Source organism: Streptomyces cathayae, from assembly GCF_029760955.1.
GTDB lineage: Bacteria > Actinomycetota > Actinomycetes > Streptomycetales > Streptomycetaceae > Streptomyces > Streptomyces cathayae.
Genome location: NZ_CP121682.1, coordinates 6,853,534 through 6,875,032, shown reverse-complemented (window position 1 = coordinate 6,875,032; position 21,499 = coordinate 6,853,534). Strand labels below are relative to the sequence as shown.

At 72.0% G+C, this 21,499-nt stretch carries 21 protein-coding genes and 1 pseudogene; 11 read left to right on the top strand and 11 right to left on the bottom strand.

Going from position 1 to position 21,499, the window contains the following annotated elements; all coding sequences use genetic code 11:
• Nucleotides 1–52 precede the first annotated feature (52 nt).
• Nucleotides 53–581: pseudogene (locus PYS65_RS31520) on the bottom strand (flavin reductase family protein).
• 84 nt (nt 582–665) lie between these two features.
• Nucleotides 666–1,052: a thioredoxin family protein gene (locus PYS65_RS31515; RefSeq protein ID WP_279338138.1), complete on the bottom strand. Its 387-nt coding sequence runs from the start codon at nt 1,050–1,052 to the stop codon at nt 666–668.
• 377 nt (nt 1,053–1,429) lie between these two features.
• On the opposite strand from PYS65_RS31515, the gene PYS65_RS31510 reads away from it, so the two are divergent.
• Entirely contained in the window at nt 1,430–2,158 is a 729-nt protein-coding gene (locus PYS65_RS31510) for a lysophospholipid acyltransferase family protein (RefSeq protein ID WP_279337335.1), read from the top strand.
• A 103-nt stretch (nt 2,159–2,261) separates the two neighbouring features.
• On the opposite strand, the gene PYS65_RS31505 is transcribed toward PYS65_RS31510, so the two are convergent.
• The 3 genes from PYS65_RS31505 to PYS65_RS31495 are packed head-to-tail and all read right to left on the bottom strand — an operon-like array spanning nt 2,262 to nt 5,514.
• Complete coding sequence (locus PYS65_RS31505; protein ID WP_279337334.1) at nt 2,262–3,335, bottom strand: threonine aldolase family protein; 1,074 nt, start codon at nt 3,333–3,335, stop codon at nt 2,262–2,264.
• Complete coding sequence (locus PYS65_RS31500) at nt 3,332–4,078, bottom strand: SDR family NAD(P)-dependent oxidoreductase (protein WP_279337333.1); 747 nt, start codon at nt 4,076–4,078, stop codon at nt 3,332–3,334. Before PYS65_RS31500 ends, PYS65_RS31505 begins: the two co-directional genes overlap by 4 nt.
• 38 nt (nt 4,079–4,116) lie before the next feature.
• Nucleotides 4,117–5,514, bottom strand: a complete 1,398-nt coding sequence (locus PYS65_RS31495) for a DUF6421 family protein (protein ID WP_279337332.1) — start codon at nt 5,512–5,514, stop codon at nt 4,117–4,119.
• A gap of 252 nt (nt 5,515–5,766) precedes the next feature.
• On the opposite strand from PYS65_RS31495, the gene PYS65_RS31490 reads away from it, so the two are divergent.
• On the top strand, nt 5,767–6,450 hold the full coding sequence (locus PYS65_RS31490; RefSeq protein ID WP_279337331.1) for a glycerophosphodiester phosphodiesterase: 684 nt from the start codon (nt 5,767–5,769) through the stop codon (nt 6,448–6,450).
• A gap of 6 nt (nt 6,451–6,456) precedes the next feature.
• Here the strand turns inward: PYS65_RS31490 and PYS65_RS31485 are convergent, their stop codons facing one another.
• Nucleotides 6,457–6,999: a GNAT family N-acetyltransferase gene (locus tag PYS65_RS31485; RefSeq protein ID WP_279337330.1), complete on the bottom strand. Its 543-nt coding sequence runs from the start codon at nt 6,997–6,999 to the stop codon at nt 6,457–6,459.
• A gap of 93 nt (nt 7,000–7,092) precedes the next feature.
• Between PYS65_RS31485 and PYS65_RS31480 the strand changes: the two genes are divergently transcribed.
• The gene (locus tag PYS65_RS31480; protein ID WP_279337329.1) at nt 7,093–7,494 is read left to right on the top strand and encodes a VOC family protein; all 402 of its coding nucleotides are present in this window, start codon (nt 7,093–7,095) and stop codon (nt 7,492–7,494) included.
• Between the two features lie 40 nt (nt 7,495–7,534).
• On the opposite strand, the gene PYS65_RS31475 is transcribed toward PYS65_RS31480, so the two are convergent.
• Nucleotides 7,535–8,185 carry a MarR family winged helix-turn-helix transcriptional regulator gene (locus tag PYS65_RS31475; RefSeq protein WP_279337328.1) on the bottom strand — a complete coding sequence of 217 codons (651 nt, stop codon included), beginning with the start codon at nt 8,183–8,185 and terminating at the stop codon, nt 7,535–7,537.
• Complete coding sequence (locus tag PYS65_RS31470) at nt 8,182–9,906, bottom strand: FUSC family protein (RefSeq protein WP_279337327.1); 1,725 nt, start codon at nt 9,904–9,906, stop codon at nt 8,182–8,184. The genes PYS65_RS31475 and PYS65_RS31470 overlap by 4 nt, the downstream gene beginning before the upstream one ends.
• A 154-nt stretch (nt 9,907–10,060) precedes the next feature.
• Here PYS65_RS31470 and PYS65_RS31465 point away from each other — a divergent pair, with 154 nt between their 5' ends.
• From PYS65_RS31465 to PYS65_RS31450, 4 genes are all read left to right on the top strand, one after another.
• Nucleotides 10,061–10,633, top strand: coding sequence for a DUF5134 domain-containing protein (locus PYS65_RS31465; protein ID WP_279337326.1), 573 nt, complete (start codon nt 10,061–10,063; stop codon nt 10,631–10,633).
• A gap of 101 nt (nt 10,634–10,734) precedes the next feature.
• A complete protein-coding gene (locus PYS65_RS31460; protein WP_279337325.1) occupies nt 10,735–11,670 on the top strand; it encodes a M56 family metallopeptidase in 936 nt (311 codons plus the stop codon).
• Nucleotides 11,671–11,774: 104 nt separating this feature from the next.
• Entirely contained in the window at nt 11,775–12,467 is a 693-nt protein-coding gene (locus tag PYS65_RS31455) for a phosphatase PAP2 family protein (protein WP_387039283.1), read from the top strand.
• Nucleotides 12,468–12,737: 270 nt separating this feature from the next.
• A complete protein-coding gene (locus PYS65_RS31450) occupies nt 12,738–13,493 on the top strand; it encodes a TetR/AcrR family transcriptional regulator (RefSeq protein WP_279337324.1) in 756 nt (251 codons plus the stop codon).
• On the opposite strand, the gene PYS65_RS31445 is transcribed toward PYS65_RS31450, so the two are convergent.
• Entirely contained in the window at nt 13,490–15,001 is a 1,512-nt protein-coding gene (locus tag PYS65_RS31445; RefSeq protein ID WP_279337323.1) for an LVIVD repeat-containing protein, read from the bottom strand. The two genes, PYS65_RS31450 and PYS65_RS31445, sit on opposite strands and share 4 nt — an antisense overlap.
• A gap of 209 nt (nt 15,002–15,210) precedes the next feature.
• Between PYS65_RS31445 and PYS65_RS31440 the strand changes: the two genes are divergently transcribed.
• Nucleotides 15,211–15,879 carry a DUF305 domain-containing protein gene (locus PYS65_RS31440; RefSeq protein ID WP_279337322.1) on the top strand — a complete coding sequence of 223 codons (669 nt, stop codon included), beginning with the start codon at nt 15,211–15,213 and terminating at the stop codon, nt 15,877–15,879.
• Between the two features lie 18 nt (nt 15,880–15,897).
• On the opposite strand, the gene PYS65_RS31435 is transcribed toward PYS65_RS31440, so the two are convergent.
• On the bottom strand, nt 15,898–16,365 hold the full coding sequence (locus PYS65_RS31435; protein WP_279337321.1) for a DUF6214 family protein: 468 nt from the start codon (nt 16,363–16,365) through the stop codon (nt 15,898–15,900).
• Between the two features lie 374 nt (nt 16,366–16,739).
• Here PYS65_RS31435 and PYS65_RS31430 point away from each other — a divergent pair, with 374 nt between their 5' ends.
• Nucleotides 16,740–17,543 carry a pectate lyase gene (locus PYS65_RS31430; protein ID WP_279337320.1) on the top strand — a complete coding sequence of 268 codons (804 nt, stop codon included), beginning with the start codon at nt 16,740–16,742 and terminating at the stop codon, nt 17,541–17,543.
• Between the two features lie 148 nt (nt 17,544–17,691).
• Here the strand turns inward: PYS65_RS31430 and PYS65_RS31425 are convergent, their stop codons facing one another.
• The gene (locus PYS65_RS31425; RefSeq protein WP_279337319.1) at nt 17,692–18,459 is read right to left on the bottom strand and encodes a PaaX family transcriptional regulator C-terminal domain-containing protein; all 768 of its coding nucleotides are present in this window, start codon (nt 18,457–18,459) and stop codon (nt 17,692–17,694) included.
• 101 nt (nt 18,460–18,560) lie between these two features.
• Here PYS65_RS31425 and PYS65_RS31420 point away from each other — a divergent pair, with 101 nt between their 5' ends.
• Nucleotides 18,561–20,279, top strand: a complete 1,719-nt coding sequence (locus tag PYS65_RS31420; protein WP_279337318.1) for a DNA alkylation response protein — start codon at nt 18,561–18,563, stop codon at nt 20,277–20,279.
• Between the two features lie 52 nt (nt 20,280–20,331).
• Nucleotides 20,332–21,492 carry a WD40/YVTN/BNR-like repeat-containing protein gene (locus PYS65_RS31415; protein ID WP_279337317.1) on the top strand — a complete coding sequence of 387 codons (1,161 nt, stop codon included), beginning with the start codon at nt 20,332–20,334 and terminating at the stop codon, nt 21,490–21,492.
• The last annotated feature ends 7 nt before the right edge of the window (nt 21,493–21,499 follow it).

Below are 21,499 nucleotides of genomic sequence, written 5' to 3'. Positions count from 1 at the left end.
AACGCAGCGTAACCGGAACCCGACGGGCCCGCAGCAGGGACCCCCGGCCCGGTCAGTCGCGCAGTGCGCGGAACCGGCCCTGATGGTGGACGAGGGGCCGGCCGGGGCCGGTGTGGTCGCCGAGCAGGACCTCGGCCAGCACGATCCGGTGGTCACCGGCGGGCACCCGGGCCACCACCGCGCACACCGCCCGGGCGAGGACGCCGCCTGGCACGGGGACGCCCTCGGGGCCCTCGCGCCAGGCGGTGGCCGCGCCGAAGCGGTCGGCGCCGGGGCGGGCGAAGGTGGTCACCAGCTCCCGCTGGTGCTCACCCAGCACACGGACCCCGACGTGGTCGCCCGCGGCGATGGCGGGCCAGCTGGCGCCCCCGGTGCCGACACCGAAGGAGAGCATGGGGGGGATCGGCCGAGACCGAGGCGAGGGAGGTGGCGGTGAAGCCGACCGGGCCGGACTCCCCACGCGCGGTGATCACCGCCACGCCCGCCGCGTGCTGCCGGAAGACGGAGCGCAGCAGCTCCGGCGAGGCGGGCACCCACCGGGGGTGAAGGAGTTCCGAGCACTTCGAGTACGCCGAGAACATGATGTCAGGCTGACGACGGGGGCCACGCACCGTCAAGTCGGCCCCGGAATATGGGAGATGACTCACGGGGGGGGCGCTCCTCCGTCACATCGCCTCCCCCAGCGCGGCGATCACATCGGCCTTGCGCGGCTGCCCGGCGGCCCGCCGCACGACACGGCCGTCGGCGTCGAGGACCAGCACCGTCGGCGTCCTGAGGATCTCGAGCCGGCGTACGAGGTCCAGGTGGGCCTCGGCGTCGATCTCCACATGGGCCACGCCCGGGACCAGGCCGGCCACCTCGTCGAGCACCCGCCGGGTCGCCCGGCAGGGTGCGCAGAAGGCGCTGGAGAACTGCACCAGTGTGGCGCGTTCACCCAGTTCCGCACCGAGTTCCGGCGCTCGGAGCCGCTTGCCGTCGTCCCGCCCGCGCACCCGCACTCTCCCGCTCCGCCGCCGCCGCGGCACTCCGTGGGCACTCGCCGCCGCGAGCACCGGCACACACCGTCATGACCGTCGGTCCGGTCAGCCCGGTCACCGACCCTTCGTAGCGTTCACGAGGCCGCAAAGATTCCCGGTGTCCTGTACGGATTCGCGTACGGGACACTTGTTCCACGGGCATCGACGCGGGAGGGTCGCAGGATGCACCCGCTCCCACGGCGGACGACGGGGCGCACGGGGTAACGGCGACGCAAAAGCCCGAGGTGGATCAAGGGGGTGGACGTGACGAGAATCTCGCCGCAGGCGGCCCTCAGGGCTGGTTCGCCGGTCGTTCTTGGGGCACCATCAGCGACAAGCCGTAAACCTACGGCTGCGTAACTTCGGCTGGGAGTCCCCTTCCCAGACAGAGCAGGAAGGGTTCCACCCCACCCATGGCAGAACTCGTCTACCGCCCCGTGATCGGTTTCGCCCAGACTCTGTTCAAGGTGTGGGACCTCAAGATCGACTGCCAGGGTTCGGAGAACATCCCGCGATCGGGCGGCGCCGTGCTGGTGAGCAACCACATCAGCTACCTGGACTTCGTCTTCAACGGCCTCGCCGCCCTCCCGCAGAAGCGCCTCGTGCGCTTCATGGCGAAGGATTCCGTGTTCCGGCACCGGGTCTCCGGTCCGCTGATGCGCGGGATGAAGCACATCCCCGTGGACCGCAAGCAGGGCGAGACGGCGTACGCGCACGCGCTCGACTCGCTGCGGTCCGGCGAGATCGTGGGGGTCTTCCCGGAGGCGACCATCTCGCAGTCGTTCACGCTGAAGAGCTTCAAGTCGGGTGCCGCGCGCCTGGCGCAGGAGGCCGGCGTGCCGCTGATCCCGATGGCGGTGTGGGGCACCCAGCGGCTGTGGACCAAGGGCCACCCCCGCAACTTCAAGCGCAGTCACACCCCGATCACCATGCGTGTCGGTGAGGCGCTCGAGGCGTCCAGGGACAAGTACGCGGGCGCGATCACCCGGCAGCTGCGGGAGCGCGTCCAGGAGCTGCTGGAGGCCGCGCAGCGCGCCTACCCGGTGCGCCCCAGGGGCCAGGACGACACCTGGTGGATGCCGGCGCATCTCGGCGGGACGGCCCCGACCCCGGAACAGGTCCGCGAGGCCGAGGCACGCTGAGCCCGGACACCCCCTCCGCGAACGGCGAGAACGGGGGCAGCCGCAAAAGCGCGGCCGGCCGGGAGTCGACGTGTTCCCGACCGGCCGCGCCCCCACGCGGTCCCTACGCGTGCGCCATCTCCTCCTTGAGCGCCGCCACGAACGTGTCCACGTCGTCCTCGGTGGTGTCGAAGGCGCACATCCAGCGGACGTCGCCGGCGGCCTCGTCCCAGAAGTAGAAGCGGAAGCGCTTCTGCAGCCGCTCGCTCACCTCGTGCGGCAGGCGGGCGAAGACCGCGTTGGCCTGTACCGGGTGGAGGATCTCCACGCCGTGCACGGCGCGTACGCCCTCGGCGAGGCGCTGGGCCATCTCGTTGGCGTGCCGGGCGTTGCGCAGCCACAGGTCCCGGGCCAGCAGGGCCTCCAGCTGCACCGAGACGAAGCGCATCTTCGAGGCGAGCTGCATGGACAGCTTGCGCAGGTGCTTCATGTGCCGGATGCCGTCCGGGTTCAGTACGACGACGGCCTCGCCGAACAGGGCACCGTTCTTGGTGCCGCCCAGGGAGAGCAGGTCGACGCCGGCCGCGTTGGTGAAGGTGCGCATCGGCACGTCCAGGGTGGCGGCGGCGTTGGCCAGCCGGGAGCCGTCGACGTGCACCTTCATGCCCCGGGCGTGCGCGTGCTCGCAGAGGGCGCGCATCTCCTCCGGCGTGTACACCGTGCCCAGCTCGGTGGCCTGGGCTACGGACACCACCTGCGGCATGGCACGGTGCTCGTCCTCCCAGCCGTACGCCTGCCGGTCGATCAGCTCGGGGGTGAGCTTGCCGTCCGGGGTGGGCACGGTGAGCAGCTTGATCCCGCCGACCCGCTCCGGTGCCCCGCCCTCGTCCACGTTGATGTGGGCGCTCTCGGCGCAGATCACCGCGCCCCAGCGGTCGGTGACCGCCTGGAGCGCGACGACGTTGGCGCCGGTGCCGTTGAAGACCGGGAAGGCCTCGGCGGTGGGGCCGAAGTGGCTGCGGATCACCTGCTGGAGGTTCTCCGTGTACGCGTCCTCGCCGTACGCGACCTGGTGTCCGCCGTTGGCCAGGGCCAGGGCGGCGAGCACCTCCGGATGGGCCCCGGCGTAGTTGTCGCTGGCGAAACCACGGACGGCCGGGTCGTGATGACGACGTGCGTCGGTCCTGGGCGGGTTCACGGCTTCTCGGTGAGCCACAGACGGGTTCCGTTCACTTCCGCGGCGGGCTTGTCCCAAACGCCGACGATGGCCTCGGCGAGGTCCTTGACGTCCGTGAAGCCCGCGAACTTCGCGTTGGGGCGGTCGGCACGCATCGCGTCGTGCACCAACGCCTTCACCACCAGGATCGCAGCCGCCGAGGTGGCCCCCTGCTCGCCCCCGGCCTTGCGGAAGTAGTCGGCCATGGCCAGCGTCCACGTCTCGGCGGCGGCCTTGGCGGCCGCGTAGGCCGCGTTGCCCGCGGTGGGCTTGCTGGCGCCGGCCGCGCTGATCAGGACGTACCGGCCGCGGTCGCTGCGCTGGAGCGCCTCGTGGAAGGCGAGCGAGGTGTGCAGCACGGTGCGTACCAGCAGCAGTTCCAGGAAGTCCCAGTCGTCCAGGCTGGTCTTGGTGAAGGTCTCGCTGCCGCGCCAGCCGCCGACCAGATGGACCAGGCCGTCGACCCGGCCGAACTCCTTCTCGGTGCGGGTGGCCCACTCGCGGGTGGAATCCAGGTCGAGCAGGTCGACCGTGTCACCCGTGACGGTGGCCCCGCCGTGCGCGTAGCGCGCCGCGTCCACGGCTGCCGCCAGCCGCTCCGGGTCGTTGTCGGAGCCGACCACCGTCGCCCCCGCCTCGGCCAGCCTGAGCAGTGCCGCACGCCCCGCGGGTCCCCCCGCGCCGGCCACCGCGATCACCGCACCCTCGAGCGCCCCGTTCCCCATGGTCCTCGCCTCCTGAGCAGTGTTGTGAACGAGGTCGCTCACGCGGCGACCCGCTCGGCGCTGTCCCCCACGATGCCCCTGGTCGAGGCGATCACGTTCTTCAGCTTCTTGGACAGTGCCTCATAGAACATGCTCAGCGGAAACTCGTCCGGAAGCACGTCATCGACGAGTTTCCGCGGCGGCTGCGTCAGGTCCAGTGCCTCGGGGCCCTTGGCCCACTTGGATCCCGGGTGCGGGGAGAGGTAGGTGGAGACCAGCTCGTAGCCGGCGAACCAGTGGACGAGCTTCGGGCGGTCGATGCCGTCGCGGTACAGCGTCTCGATCTCGGCGCACAGCTGGTTGGTGACCTGCGGGGCGCGGTCCCAGTCGATGCTGAGCTTGTTGTCGGTCCAGCGGACGACGTCGTGCTTGTGCAGGTAGGCGAAGAGCAGCTGACCGCCGAGGCCGTCGTAGTTGCGGACCCGCTCGCCGGTGACCGGGAAGCGGAACATCCGGTCGAACAGCACCGCGACCTGCACGTCACGTGCCTGCGGGACGCCGTCGCCGGCCAGCTTGACGGCCTCCTTGAAGGCGGTGAGGTCGCAGCGCAGCTCCTCCAGGCCGTACATCCAGAACGGCTGGCGCTGCTTGATCATGAACGGGTCGAAGGGCAGGTCGCCGTGGCTGTGGGTGCGGTCGTGGACCATGTCCCAGAGCACGAACGCCTCTTCGCAGCGCTTCTGGTCGTGCACCATGGCGGCGACGTCCCCGGGCAGCTCCAGGCCCAGGATGTCGACGGCGGCCTCGGTGACGCGGCGGAAGCGGGCGGCCTCGCGGTCGCAGAAGATACCGCCCCAGGTGAACCGCTCGGGAGCCTCGCGCACGGCGATGGTCTCGGGGAAGAGCACCGCGGAGTTGGTGTCGTAGCCCGCGGTGAAGTCCTCGAAGGTGATGCCGCAGAACAGCGGGTTGTCGTAGCGGGTGCGCTCCAGTTCGGCCAGCCAGTCGGGCCAGACCATGCGCAGCACGACCGCCTCGAGGTTGCGGTCGGGGTTGCCGTTCTGCGTGTACATCGGGAAGACCACCAGGTGCTGGAGGCCGTCCTCGCGGCTCGCGGCGGGCTGGAAGGCCAGCAGCGAGTCGAGGAAGTCGGGCACCTCGAAGCCGCCCTCGGCCCAGCGGCGCAGATCCTTCACCAGGGCCTCGTGGTAGGCGCGGTCGTGCGGGAGCAGCGGGGACAGCTCGTCGAGCGCGTCGGTCACCCGGCGCACCGCGGCCTCGGCCTCGGCGCGGGCCGGGGCCTCCTCGGCGTCGAAGTCGATCGAGCCGTCCTTCGCCTGCCAGGGCCGGATCCGCTGCACGGCATCCTTGAGCACGGGCCACGCCGGGTGCTCGACCACCCTTGCCGCCGGAGAAACACTCTCCTCCACACCCACCTGCACAAGAATTTCCGCCATGTCCCATCCTCCGCAAAAGAAACTTTGTGCGCCGACCGTATACATACAGGGTTTCCCCCAGCAAGAGGAGTCTCCGTAAATTATCCTGCGCTACCCCGGTGGTCACCGCATTTTTTCCTGCCCACCACTCGAGTGGGTGACACTCCTCAAAAATGATGTTCAGCGTCTGGACGGAACGGGCACAGGCGATACGGTCCAGGAGGGCCGTAGGGACGCGGCCCTGCGCCGCCGTCGACGGAAGCGAGTCGGATCTTGAACTTCCTCACCATCGGTCACCGCGGAGCCATGGGCGTCGAGCCCGAGAACACCCTTCGGTCCTTCGTTGCCGCCCAGGAGGCCGGCCTGGACGTCATCGAGCTCGATCTGCATCTCAGCAAGGACGGCGAACTCGTCGTCATGCACGACGCGGAACTGGACCGCACGACGGACGGCACGGGCCCGATCGCCGACCGGACCGTCGCCGAGCTGCGCGCCCTGGACGCCGGCCGCGGCGAGCACGTCCCCGTCTTCGCGGAGGTGCTGGAGGCCGTCCAGGCCCCGCTGCAGGCCGAGATCAAGGACGTCCAGGCAGCCAGGGCGCTGGCCGAGGTGATGAACCGGCGGGGCCTGACGGAGCGGATCGAGGTGTCCTCGTTCCACGACGACGCGATCGCCGAGATCGCGCGCCTGGTGCCGGGGGTGCGCACCGCGCTCGTCGCGAGCCGCTATGACACCGAGATCGTGGAGCGGGCGGTCGGCGTCGGCGCGGCGACCGTCTGCCTGAACATCCGCCGCCTCACCCTGGAGATCGTCGAACGGGCCCGCAAGGCGGACCTGAGGATCATCGGCTGGGTGGTGAACACGCAGGACCACCTCAGGCTGGTCCGGGCCCTCGGGCTCGACGGCGCGACCACCGACTACCCGCAGATCAAGCGCACCGGCCGCTTCACCGCGTGAGGGCCGTCAGGCCAGTTCCTTGACCAGCAGCTCGAACCGCAGGTCGGCACGGAGCGGAATACCGAACCGCTCGTCACCGTACGGGAAGGGCGTCGTCCTTCCCGTACGACGGTAGCCGCGCCGCTCGTACCAGGCGATCAGGTCCTCGCGCACCGAGATCACGGTCATGTGCATCTCGGTCGCGCCCCAGGTCTCGCGCACCAGGCGCTCCGCGTACGCGATGATCACCTTGCCGAGCCCGGTGCCCTGGTGCTCGGGGCTGACCGCGAACATGCCGAAGTAGGCGTGGTCGCCGCGGTGCTCGAGCTGGCAGCAGGCGACGATCCGGCCCTCGCGCTCCACCGTCAGCAGCCGGCTGTCCGGGGACTCGACGACCTGCCGCACCCCCTCGGCGTCGGTCCGCTGCCCCTCGAGGATGTCCGCCTCGGTGGTCCACCCGGCCCGGCTGGAGTCCCCCCGGTACGCCGACTCGATCAGCGCGACGAGGGCCTCCACATCGGCGGCGGCGGCGTCACGGAAGGTCAACGCGTTCTCGGTGACGGTATCCATGGGGCACTTCTCCGGTTTCTCGCTCGCCTCTGCGTCACTTCCCGGCGTGGCCAGGGCATGGAAGAGACTAACCCGGCCGCTACGCTCGGCCGCATGGTGCATGTACTCGGCAGTCGCGTCCTGCTGCGCCCCACCGATCCCGAGCGCTCCCGCGCCTTCTACGGCGAGCAGCTGGGCCTCGCCGTGTACCGCGAGTTCGGCACCGGCCCGGAGCGCGGCACCGTCTACTTCCTCGGCGGCGGCTTCCTGGAGCTGTCCGGCCGGTCCGACTCCCCGGCGGCCCCGGCGGCCACGGCTGCCCGGCTGTGGCTCCAGGTCGCGGACGTGGCGGCGGCCCACGAGGAGCTCCGGGACAAGGGCGTCGAGATCGTCCGGCCGCCGGTGCGGGAGCCGTGGGGCCTCATCGAGATGTGGACCGCCGACCCGGACGGCACGCCCATCGTCCTGGTGGAGACCCCGGCCGACCATCCGCTGCGGTACCGGCCGGGAATCTGAGGCCGGTGGTCCGGGACCGAGGAGGGGCGCGAAGGACGCGTCACGCCCGTACGGCGTCCAGTCGTCCTTCCAGCTCCACCAGCAGCCCGCCGAGCAGCGCGGCCAGCTCGCCGAGGTCCGGCCCGCCCAGACCGGAGAGCACGGCGTTCTCGTAGGAGAGTTGCGCGGGCATGATGCCGTCGACGACGTCCCGTCCGGCGTCGGTGAGGCGGACCCGGGCCATGCGGCGGTCGCGCGGGTCGCCACGGCGTTCCACCAGGCCCCGCCCGGTGAGCTGTTTGAGGCGTTTGGTGACGGCGGCGCCCGAGGAGAAGGTCTCGCGTGCCAGTTCGCCCGGAGTCAGTTCGCGCCCGGTGCGACGCAGCGCGCCGAGCAGGTCGAACTCGGGGCGGGTCAGTCCCGCCCCGCTCAGCGGGGCGTCCTCGGCCTGCTGGAGGAGGGCGGCACAGCGGTTGATGCGCCCGATGACCTCCATGGGTCCGGTGTCGAGGCCGGGGTACACGGTCCGCCACTGCCGGACCACCGCGGCCACGGTGTCGCCGTCGGCCGCCGGGCCTCCCGCACCGGAGGAGGTCCCTGTCCCGGCGGCGGGGAGCCCGGGGCCGGCCGGGAGCGGCCCGTCGGCACGCCCGCCCTCGGCCGTGAGTCCTCCAGGTCCGCCGTCGGCCGTGAGCCGCTCGGTCGTCGTCATGGCCGTCCGTCCTTCGTGTCCGGGTCCGTCCCGCTGCCCGGGTGTGTGTCCGGTTCCGTCTCCGCGCCGGGGCCGGTCAGCGCCCTCTGGCGTCGTACCGTTGCCGCGAGCGTACGGTGTCCCGCCTGTTCGGCGAGCACGACCCGTTCCTGCGGCAGTGAGCTCAGCCACCATTCGCCCGCGGCCGCGTCGGCGGTGGCCCGCAGGTCGACGAGCGCGGCGGCAAGGCCGCGGCGGGCGGCTTCCAGGGCGGCGAGGGCGGTGTGCGGGACGGCCAGGAGACGGATGGTGTGTTCGCGCTCGCGGTCCACGGTGGCGAGCGCCCTCTCGACCCGGCCGCCCGCCCGCCGGTTGGTGACGGCCAGGGCCGCGACGAAGCCGACCAGCGCGCCGATCAGGGTGTCCACCACACGGTCGGTGACCAGGGAGCCGGTGTCCTGGTAACCGGGGAACTCGGTGATGAGCAGGGCCATCGGGGTCACGCAGACGCTGCCGAGCCAGTAGTTGCGGCCGATCAGCGCCTCGGCGCCGAAGTTGAAGACGAGACAGCACAGGACGAGGGCGAGCGGCCCCAGGTGGGCGACCGGGGCGACGGCCGCGAAGATCAGCACGCCGACGAGGTTGCCGACGACCCGCTGCACGGTCCGGCTCCAGGTGAGGCTGAGGTTGGCCTGGTAGAGCGAGGCGGCGGTGACGAGCGCCCAGTAGGGCCGCCCGACCCCGACGGCCAGGGAGGCGTAGCCGGCGAGGGCACAGCCCAGGGCGGTGCGTACGGCGATGGGGGTGAGCGGCCCCAGGCGGTGCCACAGGGGGCGCGGGGGGACGGCGCGCTCGGCTGCCACCCCGAGGAGTTCGTCGGCGCCCGTGAGGGGGGCGTCGGCGCCCGGGACGCGGCGGCCCGTGCCGCGCAGCGCCCTGGCCCAGGCGCGCAGCAGTGCGGGGTCGGCGTCGGCCGGCGCGGCGAGCGCGATCTCGGCGCGGACCACGAGCCGTTCGAGGGCCCGGCGGGTGGCGGCGGAGCGGGTTCCGGTGAGGAGCAGGCACTGCCAGGCGGCCTGCACGGCGGCGTAGGCGGCGGCGCGGGCCCGGGTGTGGCCGTCGCCGGTGCCGCCGGTCTCGACGTACGCGGCGGTGGCGGACAGCGCGTCGGCGGTGGCGCGGCGCTCGGGGCCGTGCGGCCGGACCAGTACGGGCGCCATGCCGACCAGCCAGGCCCACACCCCGGCCACCGCGGCCAGCGCGAGATGGCCGGGGACCTGCCCGAGGGTCTGGGGGACGAACAGCGAGGCGGAGCTGACGAAGGTGAGGATCACGTTGCCGGGCGGGCCGATACGGGTGACGTCGCACAGCACCTTCTGCACGGCGGCCAGTACGGCGCCGACGGTGACCAGGATGACGGCGTTCGAGGTGAGCGAGGCCGAGACCAGGGCCACGGCGAGGCCGCCGAGCATGCCGAGCACGACTCCCGTGAGGGCCTTGGCCCGGGCGGCGTAGGGACGGTTGTGCGCGTAGAGGGCGCACAGGGAACCGGCCATGGTGTAGGCGGCCAGGTCGAGGCGGCCGAGGGCGACCAGGATCAGGTTGGGCGGTGCGACCGCGGCGACCACGCTGAGGGCGGGCTTGAACCAGATGTCGGAGGGCCGCCCGAGGCGCAGCACGCTGGCCACGGGGAAGCGCCGGGGCTTGGGGTCGGGGGTGGGTGTGGGGGTCGCACTGCTCATGACGTCCCACGATAACAGGTCTTTTACTCGTAAAATATTGCGGTGACCAGCGGTGCTCCCCCGAATGCTCCCCGTGTACGCCTGTGCGCCCGCGTGCACGCCGCCGGGCGGGGCATGCCTTGACCGACCGTGGAGCGGTCCGGGGGAGGTACGCGTGCACGGACCGGCGTCGTCCGGCTGGCTGCTGGTCGCGCTCTGCGCGGCGACCGGCGCCTACTGCCTGCTGCGGATGCGCAGCAGTGTCGGGGAACAGCGCCGTGCCGCGGGCGGTGAGGCGCTGATGGGTTTCGGCATGGCCGCGATGGCCGTACCGGCGGCGGTGTTCACCCCGCCCCCGTGGGCGTGGCCCGCCTGTGCGGTGGTGTTCGGCGCGGCCGCGGTGCAGGCCCTGTGGACAGGGCGCGGGAGCCCGCACCATCTGCACCATTCGGTGGGCGCCGGAGCCATGGCCTACATGGCGGTGGCGATGGCCGCCTCCCCCGGCCGGGAGCACGGGCACGGCGGCGTGGGCATACCCGCGCTGACCGGGCTCCTGCTGCTGTACTTCGCCGGGTACGTGCTGGTGACGGGCGTACGGCTGGTACCGGTGGCCGCCGCGCCGGAGCGCTCGGCGGCCACCGGGGCGGGGTCCCCCGGAGTCCCGGGCTGGGGGGACCGGCCCGAACTGGTGCTGGCGTGCCGGCTGTCCATGGGGATCGCGATGGTGGCGATGCTGCTGACGATGTGAGGCGGGGCGGCCGGCCGCGGGCCGACGAGCGGGACCGTTGTCTGCGGCACTTTGCCCGATGGGCCGTGTCCGGGGGTGGTCCGCGCTCCTAGGCTGGCCGCATGATGCTCCCCGCGGCGCTGCTGCTGCTCGGCGTCCTGACCGCCGTCGTCGGTCCCAGGCTGCTCGCGCGGGCCGACTGGCCGGACCGTGAGCCGGTGGTGGCGCTGTGGGTGTGGCAGTGCGTGATCGCGACCGTGCTGCTGTGCTGTGCCCTGTCGATGACGTTCAGCGCGGCGGCCGCCTCGCGGGCGGTCGGCACTCCCGTGTTCGCGACGGCACCGAGCGGGGTGGTGGAGGCGTACGCCCTCGGTACGGCCGGCCCGGCGGCCGCGACCACCGCGGTCGCGCTGGCGTGCGGTGGGCTGTGGAGCGCGGTGATGCTGGTCCGCGAGGTCGTACGGGCCCGCGCCCGGCGGCGGGCCCGGCGGAAGGATCTCCTGGTGCGGGCGCCGCTGCTGCCCGGCGAGGACCCCGGCTCGGAGCGGCTGGTGGTCCTGGAGGGCGAGCACCCCGACGCGTGGTGGCTTCCCGGCTCCCCGCCCCGGCTGGTCGTCACCACGGCGGCGTTGCGCCGGCTGAGGGGCCGTCGGCTGGACGCCGTCCTCGCGCACGAGCGGGGGCACGCGCGGGCCCGGCACGACTGGCTGCTGCACTGCTCCGCCGCGCTGGCGGACGGGTTCCCACGGGTACCCGTGTTCGCCGCGTTCCGCGACGAGATGCACCGGCTGGTCGAGCTCGCCGCCGACGACACGGCCTCCCGCCGCTTCGGCCGGCTGACCACCGCCCTCGCCCTGGTCGAGCTCAACGAGCACCGCGGGGTCTTCGGCCCCTGCCCGGCCTCCCAGGGCCAGATCAGGGCCCGGGTGCACCGGCTGCTGACTCCCCCGGACCGGCTCACGGCGGGGCGCCGGCTGCGGCTGACGGCCGTTGCGTCGCTGGTTCCGGTGATCCCGGTCCTGGTGGCGTTCGCCCCCGGGCTGCGGGCTCTGGGCTAGCACCGCCCAAAGGCGTGCGCCGAGGTTCTCTTCGCTCCGGGGCGTGCGGGCGCTCAGGGCGTCGGTGTTGGCCCCGGACCCCGGCGGTCGGCGAGGATCGCTTCATGCGCTCCCCCCACATGTCTCCCCCCGACCTCGGGCCGCCGCCCCGTCCACCCGGGCACCGGCACCACCCGGCCGCCCTGTCCATCGGTGTGCCGGCCCTGTGCTCGGTACTGCTGCTGATCCTGGTCGGCGCCGAGTGGCGCCCGCTGACCGGGATGGACGGGGACGTCGCCCGTACCACCCACCGCTGGGCGGTGGACGAACCGGGGCTGACCCAGACGGCCCGCGTCCTGACGGACTGGGTCTGGGACCCGTGGACCATGCGCCTGCTGGCCGGGGCGGTCGCACTGCTGCTGGTGTTCCGGTACGCGGCCCGCTGGACCGCGGGGTGGCTGGTGGTGACCTGCGCCGTGGGGACGGTGCTGCAGCAGGTCCTGAAGGCGGCGGTGGGCCGTGCTCGCCCGGTGTGGGAGAACCCGGTCGACTCGGCCCACTACGCGGCTTTCCCGTCGGGCCACGCCATGACCGCCACCATCGTCTGCGGTCTCCTGCTGTGGCTCCTGCACCGGCACGGCGTGAGCCGGGCCGTGTGGGTGTGGGCCGTGACCGTGGCGGCGCTCTCGGTGGCCGGCGTCGGTCTCACCCGCGTCTGGCTCGGCGTCCACTGGGTGACGGACGTGCTCGGGGGGTGGCTCTTCGGCGCTCTGGTCGTGGCCGTGGCGGTGCGCGTCCACCGGCGGCGGCACCCGTGAGACCGCACGATCCGCGTCTTCCGGATCCTCCCGCGGGGCCTCCGTGACCACTTCCCGGTGCCGGCTCGGCGGGACGCACGAGCGCCGACGCGCCGGACAGCCCGGGCGGCGGCCCGCAGGGCCGGGGTGCGGCTGCTCCTCAGCGCCGTCCCCCTCGGGCGATCCCCCGCGTCGCCCGAGGAGAACGGCAGCCCGGAGCGGGCCCACCAGGGGCCCGACCGGACGCATTGAGTATAGTTGGCTGTCGGCCAGTCAATGCAGGAGTCCAGCATGTCCCCGCGCAGCCCCTCGGTCAATGAAGAATTGCGGAGGCGTTCGAAGGAACGGCTTCTGCAAGCCGCCGTCGAGGTGGTGAGCGAGCGCGGCTACGAGGCGACGACGCTCGGCGACATCGCCGACCGCGCGGGGTCCGCGCGGGGTCTGGTCTCGTACTACTTCCCGGGGAAGCGCCATCTGGTGCAGTCCGCGGTGCACCGGCTGATGCACCGGACGCTGGAGGAAGCGCTGGAGCGCGAACCGCGCACCGACGACGGGCCGGAGCGGATGGCGCGGGCCATCGACGCGATCCTGGGCCTGGCCCGCGACCGTCCCGTGCTGATGCGCCAGCACATGGCCGGGCTGCTGCAGGCCGAGGGTTTCCTGCCCTGCCCCGAGCAGCGGCGCCTGGCCGAACTGCTCAGCGACACCGTCGCCCGGCACGGCTCCAGCAAGGTCGACAGCGACTACCCGATGCTGCGCGCCCTGCTGATGGGCGCCGTGTTCTCGGCCCTGATGCCGGGTGCGCCGATGCCCGTCGAGACACTGCGCGCGGAGTTGTTCAAGCGCTACCGGCTCGACTGGGAGCTGGGTGTCCCGCCCGGCACCGAGGTGCCGGGCGGGACGGGTGCGCCGGACCGGACGGGCCGGACGGACGCAGCCGGCGCAACGGGCCTGCCGGACCGGGCGGATGTGTCGCGGTTCTTCGCGACCGAACCGGCCCCGGAGCCCTCGGCCCCGCCCCGCCGCCCGGCCCCGGACAGCGCCTAGTCCCTGTCGTCGAAGTAGTCAGGCTGTGTCTGCGCGTTGAACTCGCGCAGCTGGATCCTCTTGGCCGGGTCCGTGCGCCGGTCGTCGATCCTCAGGACGTCGAGGCCCTTGGCGATGTCGTTCGAGTAGATGTGGCCGTTGTAGTAGTACGCCGACCAGGAGCCGCCGGTGACGACCTGGTCGGTGGACAGCGGACCCCGCTCGAAGTAGGCGATCTCCTTCGGTTTCGAGGAGTCGGTGAAGTCCCAGACGGAGACGCCGCCCTGGTACCAGGCCTGGACCATGAGGTCCTTGCCCTTGACCGGGATCAACGAGCCGTTGTGGGCCACGCAGTTCTCGGTGTCCGCCTGGTGACGGGGGATCTTGAAGTAGCTGCGGAAGACGAGTCGGCGTTTGTCGCCCTTGCCGACGATGTCGTAGACGCCGTCCGCGCCCCGGTCCGGTCCGACGGCCGCGTTGCAGGTGGCGGCGCCACCGCCGCCCAGCTCGTCGGTGAACACGACCTTGTCGGCCCGCTGGTTGAAGGTCGCCGAGTGCCAGAAGGCGAAGTTGACGTTGTCCTGCACCCGGTCGATCACCTGGGGACGCTCGGGGTTCTTGATGGAGAACAGGATGCCGTCGCCCATGCAGGCACCGGCGGCGAGGTCCTCGGACGGCAGCACGGTGATGTCGTGGCAGCCCGTGGTCTTGGAGACGCCCGGATGGGTGGGCGCGCCCGGGTTTCCGCCGCCGTCGGGCCCCTCACCGGGGAACAGCACCGGGAACCCGACCACCGCCGCCTTGTGCGGGGCCTTGCGCGGCACCTTGATGACGGAGATGCCGTCGTGCGGCGGCTGGCAGTCGGGGTAGGCGGCGTTCGGCGAGTACGAGGAGACGTAGACGTAGACGTTCTTGCGCTCGGGCACCAGCGTGTGGGTGTGCGAGCCGCAGGCGGTCTCGACGGCCGCGACGTAGCGCGGGTTCCGCTTGTCGCTGATGTCGAACACCTTCATGCCCTCCCACGAGGACTTCTCGGTCGCCGGTTGCGTGGTGCTGTTGCAACTGCTGTCGCTGCGCGAGGAGTCGGTGGAGAGGAACAGCAGGTCACCGGAGACGGAGATGTCGTTCTGGGAGCCGGGGCACAGCACCTGGGCCACCGTCCTCGGTGACTTCGGGTTGCTGATGTCGAAGATGCGGAAGCCGTCGTAGTTGCCCGCGAAGGCGTACCGGCCCTGGAACGCCAGGTCCGAGTTGAACCCGGTCAGCGCGTCCTTGGGGATGTTGGCCACGTGCCGGATGTTGTCGGAGTGGACGACCTCGTCCTGGGCGGGTGTCTCGCCGCTCTCGATGGCCTCACGCACCTCGGCCTGCGCGCTTCGGGACATCTCCTTCGGGGCGGTCGGCTCGTCCCCGGGGTCGGGGATCGCCGCGGCCGGTGCGGCGGTGAGCAGCGCGGCCAGCAGCCCCCCGGCTGCTGCGGCAACTCCCAGCCGTCTGCGCCGGGTTCGGGGATCTTTCAACAGGATCACTGTCTTTCCTCCCTTGTACCGTTCGGCTCGGAACGGGTGGTGCACCGGCAGTATCGTCCTGGCCATGCACATAACAACAGTGCGCGACACACTCATAACGAAGTTTTCCGATCACTGTCGCGCGGAAGCGTGCTAGGACGGTCGTCGGCACTCACGAGGTGTCCCGCAGCCCTCCCCCAGAGGGGGTGTCCCCAGCCACAGGAGGTCCCGTGCTCTTCCGCCGTGTGTCACGCGTGTCCGTCGTCGCGACCGGACTGACCGCCCTGGCCGTACTCGGGCTCGCGGGCTGCGAATCCGACACGGACGACGCCAAGCCGGCTGCGGCCGAAGGGCCTTCGGTGATCGCCCCGGGCGAGCCCGGGCAGCCGAACCGGACCCTGTCGGCCGCGGAGGCCGCGGAGCAGCGCGCCGAGGACGACTCCCCCAACTCCGCGGACGTCTCCTACACCCGCATGATGATCGAGCACCACTCCCAGGCCCTGGAGATGACTGCTCTGGTCCCGGACCGGGCCGAGTCACCGAAGATCGTCAAGCTGGCCGAGCGGATCGCGGCCGCGCAGCAACCGGAGATCAAGGCGATGGAGGGCTGGCTGACGACGCACAAGAAGACCAGGAAGGCCGACGGGCACGACCACGGCCACGACCATGCGGCGATGCCCGGGATGGCGACCCCCGCCCAGCTCAAGAACCTGCACGCGGCCGAGGGAAAGACCTTCGACCAGCTCTTCCTCACCCTGATGATCGCCCATCACGAGGGGGCGATCACCATGGCCACGGACGTGAAGGCGCAGGGCAACAACCTCCAGATCGAGGAGATGGCCGACGACGTGGTGGCCCAGCAGACGAGCGAGATCACGCGGATGCGCGATCTCCTGTGACGTCCGCGCCGGGGCCGTTCACCGCCGGGTGTGACGCGGGGTCAGCAGGCCCGCGTCACGTGCCCGGCCGATGACCCGCAGCGCACCGCGCCGGCTGTATCCGGTCGCGCACATCACGGCGAGCACCGGGTCGGCGCCCTCCTCCTGGGCCGCGCGGTACTCCCGCGCCACGAAACGCCTCCCCACGGGCCCCTGCGGCCCGACCACGTGGGTCCGCCGCTCCCCCGTACCGGACAGGACACCGGCGGCCGGTTCGTCCTCGGCGCCGCAGGCCCGCGCGAGCGGCCCCTCGATCCAGTCGGCGAACAGCGCCAGGTCCTCCAGCGACAGCGCGGGCCGGGCCCGTACGTCCTCGACGCAGACGCTGTGCCCGGACACCATCGCGAGCGCCTCGACCCCGGCTCCGTCCGCGAAGGTCAGCCGCACATCGAACCAGCGCGTCGTGTGCTCCCCTTCGCGCACCTCCCAGGCAGGCCACACGGACACGGCACCGTCCGCCGGAGAACGATCGGAAAGATGAAGAAAGCACTCCTCAAGCACGCCCGCAACGTAACCACGTGAGCACTTTCCATACGAACGAACACGCACCCCGAGCGGTGGACGGCACCCTGTCAGCGGAGCGGGTGCCACTTCGGCCGTGCGGCCGAGGAGTCGGGGAGACGACACTTTCACCCCTCCGCAGAAGAACGCGCTCACTACGGCTGCAGATGGCTGAATAGCTGCCGCACGGGACGTTGACCAGAAAGCGCTTTCCCTCTACCTTCCGTTCAGCGACGTGAACCTCACGCATCCATGGCACCTCCGCACCTCCGCACCCCGCGTCGCCGACACCCCCACATCACGACAGAAGGAACCGGAACATGACTTCGGTGACAACACCGCGCGCCCGTGGGCGGGCGCTGACCGGCGCACTGGCCACCCTCGGACTCTCGGTTGGCATGCTTATGACAGCCGGCGTCTCCCCGGCCGGCGCCGCCACCTGGCCGTCTCCCAACGGCAGCGAGGGCGTCTCCTCCACCATCTCGGTGTCCGGCACCAAGGACTACGGGATGAAGCGCCTCTACGGCACCGGCGCCCTGGGATCCGGCAGCCAGGACGAGGACCAGGGCCCGATCCTGGAGCTGGCGGACGGCGCGGTCCTGAAGAACGTCATCCTCGGCGCCCCGGCCGCCGACGGCGTCCACTGCAAGGGGTCCTGCACGCTGCAGAACGTGTGGTGGGAGGACGTCGGCGAGGACGCGGCGACCTTCAAGGGCAAGTCCTCGTCAGCCGTCTACACCGTCAGCGGCGGCGGGGCGAAGGAAGCCAGCGACAAGGTGTTCCAGTTCAACGGCGCCGGGACGCTGAACGTGTCGAACTTCGCGGTCAAGAACTTCGGCACCTTCGTGCGCTCCTGCGGCAACTGCTCCACGCAGTACAAGCGCACCATCAACCTCAACACGATCGAGGTGAACTGGAAGGGCGGCAGGATCGCCGGGATCAACACCAACTACGGCGACAGCGTGTCCCTGCGCAACATCACGGTCGTCGGGGACAGCAGCAAGAAGATCATCCCCTGCCAGAAGTACATCGGCAACAACACCGGCAAGGAGCCCAGCACCAACGGCTCGAACGCCGACGGCACGTACTGCAAGTACGGATCGTCCGACATCACCTACAAGTAGCCCTTCCCGGCACAACGGCCCCCCACGGTGAGGCGGCGGCCGTACGGAGCGCCCCGCGCGGTGCTCCGTACGGCCGCCGCGCCGTGCCGGGCCCGCCGCCCGCCCCGCCCGCCGCCGGCCGGCCCCGTCACCGCCGGCCCCGTCCGCGCTACCTCCGCCCGCCCACGCTCGCGCGGATCTCGCCGATGAGTTCACGCCGGTAGTCGGTGTACGCGGCCCGCAGCGCCTCGCCCGGCCAGTCGGCGGGGAGGAGGGCCGCAGGCAGGACGGGATCGGTGAGCAGGTGGCGCACGACGGCCGCGAAAGCGGTGAGCCGGTCGGCGGGACGGTCGGCGCCGTCGATGTGCGCGAGGAGCGCGCGGGCCGTGCCCGCCCAGGCGTCCAGCGCCCACAGACTCCCGGCCAGGTCGGCGGCGGGCCGGCCGGGGCGGGCCGTGTAGTGCTGGGCCACCCGGCCGAGAGGCACGGACAGCGGGCGGTCCAGGTTGGCCGGCCGGAGCCACACGCCCTCGCGGAGTTCGGCGAGCCGGAGGGCGGTCAGCCGGGTGCGCAGCTCCGCCCGCTCGGCGGGACCACGTCCCGTCGCGGTGATCACCACCATCTCCCAGTCGCCGTCCCACGCGCGCGTGCTCGGCCGTACGGCCTCGTCCTGGCGGGTCTGGCGGTCGAGCAACCGGTCACTGAGGCGGTAGCCGGCACCGGTCTCGGTGCGCACCAGATCACCGGCGGCCACCATCCGGCTGAGGGCGGCCCGCAGCGTGGACCCGCCGACGCCGAAGCGCTCCACGAGTCGCCCCAGTTCCCGCGCCGAAAGCTGTGGCGGGTGCGTGCCGAGCAGCAGGCTCAGCACGACCGACCGCGCGGACAGGGGACGTAGCCGCAGGTCACCGGTTGGCTCCAGGTCGTTCATCCGCATGGATCCGTACTGTACGGCGCGCTTGTCGCCCCGCGGTGCACTGCCGGACGCCATATGTTGTATCATTGCTGCAGCCGCAGAAATAATGCAACACTCGGTGTATGGCCACGACAATCGCGCACGAGCAGCACGGCGGACTCACCGCCTCTCCCGGGGGACACGCGGCACCGGAGGCACTCGCGGCACCCCGCGGGTACGCCACGCACGACGTTCTGAACCAGCCCGCTCCCCTGACCCCCTACGACGCCTCCGACGACACCGCCCTCCTGGAGGGGGTGCGGCGCGAGGGCGCCGGCTGGGCGGAGGAGGATCTGCGGCGGCTCGGCAGGCTGGCCGGCAGTGCCCGGGTGCAGGAGTGGAGCGAACAGGCCAACCGCCACGAGCCCGAGCTGCGCACGCACGACCGGTACGGCAACCGGATCGACGAGGTCGAGTTCCATCCGAGCTGGCACCACCTGATGCGCACGGCCGTCGTCGAAGGGCTGGCCGGCGCGCCCTGGGCGGACGACCGGCCCGGCGCCCATGTCGCGCGCACCGCCGGCGGACTCGTGTGGGGGCACACGGACGCGGGGCACGGCTGCCCGACCTCCATGACGTACGCGGCGGTGCCCGTCCTGCGCCGGCAGCCGGAGCTGGCCCGGGTGTACGAGCCGTTGCTGACCGGCCGGGAGTACGAGCCGGGCCTGCGGGTGCCGGGCGAGAAGCGCGGGCTGCTGGCCGGCATGGGGATGACGGAGAAGCAGGGCGGCTCCGACGTCCGGACCAACACCACGAGGGCGACGCCGACCGCGGAGCCCGGTGTGTACACGCTGCGGGGACACAAGTGGTTCACGTCGGCGCCGATGTGCGACGTGTTCCTGGTGCTGGCGCAGGCCCCGGGGGGTCTGTCGTGCTTCCTGCTGCCGCGCGTGCTGCCCGACGGTACGCGCAACACGTTCCGTATCCAGCGGCTGAAGGACAAGCTGGGCAACCGGTCCAACGCGTCCTGCGAGCCGGAGTTCGACGGGACCGTCGCCTGGCTGGTCGGCCCGGAGGGGCAGGGCGTGAAGACCATCATCGAGATGGTCAACTGCACCCGGCTGGACTGCGTGATGATGTCGGCGGCGCTGATGCGCAAGACGCTCGTCGAGGCAGGGCACCACGTGCGCCACCGCAGTGCCTTCGGGGCCCGGCTGATCGACCAGCCGCTGATGCGCAACGTGCTGGCCGATCTCGCCCTGGAGTCGGAGGCCGCGACGGCGCTGACCCTGCGACTCGCCGGGGCGGCCGACCGCGCGGTGCGCGGGGACGCGCAGGAGGCCGCGTTCCGCCGGATCGCGACCGCCGTCGGCAAGTACTGGGTCACCAAACGGGGCCCGGCCTTCACCGCCGAGGCGCTGGAGTGCCTGGGCGGCAACGGCTACGTCGAGGAGTCGGGCATGCCCCGGCACTACCGCGAGGCCCCGCTGCTGTCGATCTGGGAGGGCTCGGGCAACGTCAACGCCCTCGACGTGCTGCGGGCGCTGGGCCGGGACACGGCCACGGCGCAGGCGTTCTTCGCCGAACTCGCGCTCAGCCGCGGGGCGGACGCCCGGCTGGACGCGGCCGTGAGCCGGCTCGAGGACCGTCTGGCACAGGGTTCGCAGGCGGGGGCCCGGCGGCTGGTGGAGCAGTTGGCCCTGGTCCTCCAGGGCTCCCTCCTCGTCCGGCACGCCCCGTCCGCGGTCGCCGACGCCTTCTGTGCGACGCGGCTCGGCGGTGACTGGGGGCACTCGTTCGGCACGCTGCCCGACGGGGCCGATCTGGGTTCGATCGTGGACCGCGCGCTTCCGGCCCCGTAGGCCGCCGCACCGGTCCGACCTGCGACGACGCCTGATCCAAAAGTGACTGTCAGTGGCGGGGTGCAGACTGGCCGGTGTTCGGAACGGATGCGTCGGCGAGGGCGTCGGCGACGTCGCGGAGGTGATCGGCATGACCGAGGTACTGCTCGCCGTGGGCACCCGCAAAGGCCTGTTCATCGGGCGCCGGCGGGGCGGCGTCTGGGAGTTCGACGACAGCCCCTGCTTCAACGCCCAGGCGGTGTACTCGATCGCCGTCGACACCCGGGGCGCGGTCCCCCGGCTGCTGGTCGGCGGGGACAGCGCGCACTGGGGCCCGTCCGTGTTCCACTCCGACGACCTGGGCCGCACCTGGACCGAACCGGCGCGGCCCGCCGTCAGGTTCCCCAAGGACACGGGGGCGTCGCTGGAGCGGGTCTGGCAGCTTCATCCGGCCGCGGCGGAGCCGGACGTGGTGTACGCGGGCACGGAACCGGCCGCGCTCTACCGCTCGGAGGACCGCGGGGAGACCTTCGAGCTGGTCCGTCCGCTGTGGGAGCATCCGACCCGCTCGAAGTGGGTGCCGGGCGGTGGCGGCGAGGGTCTGCACACCGTGCTGACCGACGAGCGGGATCCGCGTGCGGTGACGGTGGCCGTGTCCGCGGCGGGCGTGTTCCGCACCCGCGACGGCGGCGTCAGCTGGGCCCCCTCCAACTCCGGTGTCTCCGCGGTGTTCCTGCCGGATCCGAACCCGGAGTTCGGGCAGTGCGTGCACAAGGTCGCCCGGGACGCGGTGACACCGGACCGGCTGTATCTGCAGAACCACTGGGGTGTGTACCGCAGCGACGACGCGGGCGCGCGGTGGACGGACATCGGCGGGGGTCTGCCGTCGACGTTCGGTTTCGCGGTGGTGGCGCATCCGCATCGAGGTGACACGGCGTACGTGTTCCCGATCAACGCCGACTCCGACCGGGTCCCGGCCGGCCGGCGCTGCCGTGTCTTCCGCACCACGGACGCGGGCGGGAGCTGGGAGCCGCTCACCGAGGGGCTGCCGCAGGGCGACCACTACGGCACGGTGCTGCGTGACGCGATGTGTCACGACGGCGCCGACCCCGCGGGCGTGTACTTCGGCAACCGTAACGGCGAGGTGTACGCGTCGGCCGACGACGGCGACAGCTGGCAGCAGCTCGCGGCGCATCTGCCGGACGTGTTGTGCGTGCGGGCCGCAGTGGTCTGAAGGGCTG